Annotated in this window: 3 protein-coding genes; all 3 read left to right on the top strand. The window is 36.4% G+C overall.

Features of this window, described 5'->3' with window-relative positions:
• Positions 1–504, top strand: a 504-nt coding sequence (locus Q0Y84_RS12280) for an NAD(P)-dependent oxidoreductase (protein WP_297954214.1), incomplete at its 5' end; no start/stop codon positions are given.
• Between the two features lie 142 nt (positions 505–646).
• Positions 647–1,816, top strand: a complete 1,170-nt coding sequence (locus Q0Y84_RS12275) for an MFS transporter (protein WP_297954211.1) — start codon at positions 647–649, stop codon at positions 1,814–1,816.
• Positions 1,817–2,002: 186 nt separating this feature from the next.
• Entirely contained in the window at positions 2,003–2,482 is a 480-nt protein-coding gene (locus Q0Y84_RS12270) for a group II intron maturase-specific domain-containing protein (protein WP_054832924.1), read from the top strand.
• Positions 2,483–3,147 lie beyond the last annotated feature (665 nt).

The raw sequence follows: 3,147 nt of genomic DNA, 5'->3' as shown, positions 1-3,147 counted from the left end.
AAGGTTATTGCTTACGATATCTTCAAGAACCCAGAACTTGAAAAGAAGGGTTACTACGTTGACTCACTTGACGACTTGTACAAGCAAGCTGATGTAATTTCACTTCACGTACCAGATGTTCCAGCTAACGTTCACATGATCAACGACGAATCAATCGCTAAGATGAAAGACGGCGTTGTAATTGTAAACTGCTCACGTGGTCCACTTGTTGACACTGATGCTGTAATTCGTGGTTTGGACTCAGGCAAGATCTTCGGCTTCGTTATGGATACTTACGAAGACGAAGTTGGTGTATTTAACGAAGACTGGGAAGGTAAAGAATTCCCAGACAAGCGTTTGGCAGACTTAATTGATCGTCCAAACGTATTGGTAACTCCACACACCGCCTTCTACACCACTCACGCTGTACGTAACATGGTTGTTAAGGCATTTAACAACAACTTGAAGATGATCAATGGCGAAAAGCCAGATTCTCCAGTTGCTTTGGACAAGAACAAGTTTTAATTAACCTAAATTAAGACAAACTAAAAGACTTGGGAAAAATTACTTCTCAAGTCTTTTTTTGTACTATTTTTTATTAAATTAATCCTAATTGGAAAAATATTGGTATAATTGGAAAACAAAAAATGAGAATAGGATAAATAAAATGTTAAAAAAGAAATCATATTTTTTCTCGCGTGCCGTTGGCGGACTAGCTAATTCCCTCTTCAGCATGGTCTTTATCTGGTGGCTGCAAACTTCCACCAAAAGTTCCTTTGTCGTCGGAATTGCGGAAGCCATCTTTTCCACCACTGCCGCCTTATCAATATTCTACGGCCCCATTATCGATCATTATTCATTCAAAAGGACAAGTTACTATTCAATTCTTGTTCAAACTGTTTTCCTATTTGCCACAACAATTGCAGTTTACCAACTTAGCAAAAGTTATATTTTGGCATTAATCTGCGCAGGAATAGTATCTGTCTGCGATGAATTTTTTAATCCAGCTGATCGGGCTATTTTAAAAGAGACAACTGCTAATGAGCAAGAATTAAATAATTTAATTTCTAAAGTTAGCAACATCGACCAACTTGTGAATGTAGCGGGAACTGCTCTTTCTGGATTTTTATTAACTTTCTTAATTTCGGCTAATGTAATGTTGATCTGCAGTCTACTAAGCCTAATCAGTTTTGTTTTTCTGTTTTACGCTTTAAAAGAAATTAAAGATAGACCTAAAGTCAAAAAAGCAGAGGCGAAATACCTCAATCAAATCCTTAATGGCTACAAATTTATCAAAACAAATTATTTCTTAAGTCATTACTTCTGGTCCTCAATCCTGTATTCTTTTGTGACGCCAGCAATGGCCATTCTGTTGCCAAGAATTGCTCAACAAAATGGTCAAGCGGGACTATACAGTATGTTCTATATCAGTTTTATGATTGGCTTTGTAATAGGTGCAACTATTGCAGGAAGATTATCCGTACGGGTAAAAACAATTGGTTTTACTTGGATAGCTAGTGCAGTACCATTACTTTTGATAATTTTCTTCAGTAACAACTGGCTGGTGTTTACGGGCCTAATTTTCTTATTCGGACTAATGACCAGCATTCACAATATTTTAGCAGAGTCGTTGATCCAAATTACTTCAGATGACGAAATATTAGGCAGAGTGTTAACAACTATTCGTACTAGCACCTCAATTGGAGGACCAATTAGTTCAATCGTGGCCGGGATTTTACTAGATAGCTCCGGTGAAACAGTTTTAATTTTAGCTTGCGGCACAATTATTCTGATAAGCGGACTTAATATTTTCAGAGCGGTTAATGAAGCAAATTAAAAAACTTGGGAAAATTAATTCTCAAGTCTTTTTTGCATATGTGTGTCGGGCATGGCATTTATCTAGTTCAATGAAAGTTTGAATCACGGGTAGTTGTCGCCAAGTGTAGTGAACCACAAGCCGGTAGCGGTGACGCTATGGGTGAAGGAAGTGGCTAGCAAGTTTTCTGAGCCTACGTATAGAAACCTGGTCATACCAAGTCGAAGTCCTAAAGACAACCGTAAAGCCAAGCTTTACGACAAAATTAGAGAGCTTCTCTGCCGTAAGAAAGCAGCTGCCCAGCCTTTATCGCTAGTCTTTACCAAGGTAAATCAAGTGGTCAGAGGCTGGATCAACTACTTTAAAATTGGTGGTATGAAAAGCTTTCTAATTAAATTTAGTCAATGGCTGCGTCATAAAGTACGGGTGGTAATCATTAAACAATGGAAACTACCAAAACGAATATACACTAACTTAATGCGGATAAACAAGGTATTAAAGTGCAACTTTAGTGATGAAGATATTCATAAAACAGCTAACACACGACTGGGTTGGTATAAGCGCAGTACAGGGCATGTCATTAACTTTTTGCTTAGCCCAAAAGTATTGGGCATAAGCAAAGCGGATCGCCCAGGTTTGGTCGATCCGCTGAAATACTATTTAACTCGTAAAGAATTACAAATGTAGCGCCGGATACGGAACCGTACGTCCGGTGCAATGAGAGGGGCGAGAATTAATCTCCCTCTACTCTATTACAGTAATGAACTTTTCACCCCTGCAATAACAGTATTCTCAACATATAATCTGCAAATACTATCTTGCACGACTACGCCGAAATAAAGTGGGGACATGTTTGTCAACTTAATCACTTCGTATCCCCCTCACATTATATAGTTGTCTCTAGCGAAAAAAGAAGCCTTACCATCATAACTGGTAAAGCTTCTTGAGTATGCTTGAATACCCTAATTACTTCGTTGCTATACTGATTATAATATAGCTTCAAAAACTTTAATTAAAGAACTTAGCATCAGAAATTTAGCAGTTTAAAACTTAGAAGCTCTTAATTTAATACTATTTCTTAATAAATTTTCGAATAATAGCATAAATATTAAAGACTGATAATGCAACAGCACTATCAATAATTTCAACCTCCCAAAAAAATTTAGTTGCTTCTGCAAAACTATCACCATAAATCATCATTCCATAACAATGATATAAATTCCAAATAGTAATTATTAAAATAATAACTATGTTTGTAATAATCATACAAAATAGCCGAAACTGTCAAATCTTTTGTGTAAATAGATCTTTCTCGTAAATTGATTTTTTAATTATTTATTTAATCAAAGTAG

The organism is uncultured Lactobacillus sp. (genome assembly GCF_947367125.1).
Lineage (GTDB): Bacteria > Bacillota > Bacilli > Lactobacillales > Lactobacillaceae > Lactobacillus.
This window is presented reverse-complemented; position numbering and strand designations above follow the sequence as displayed.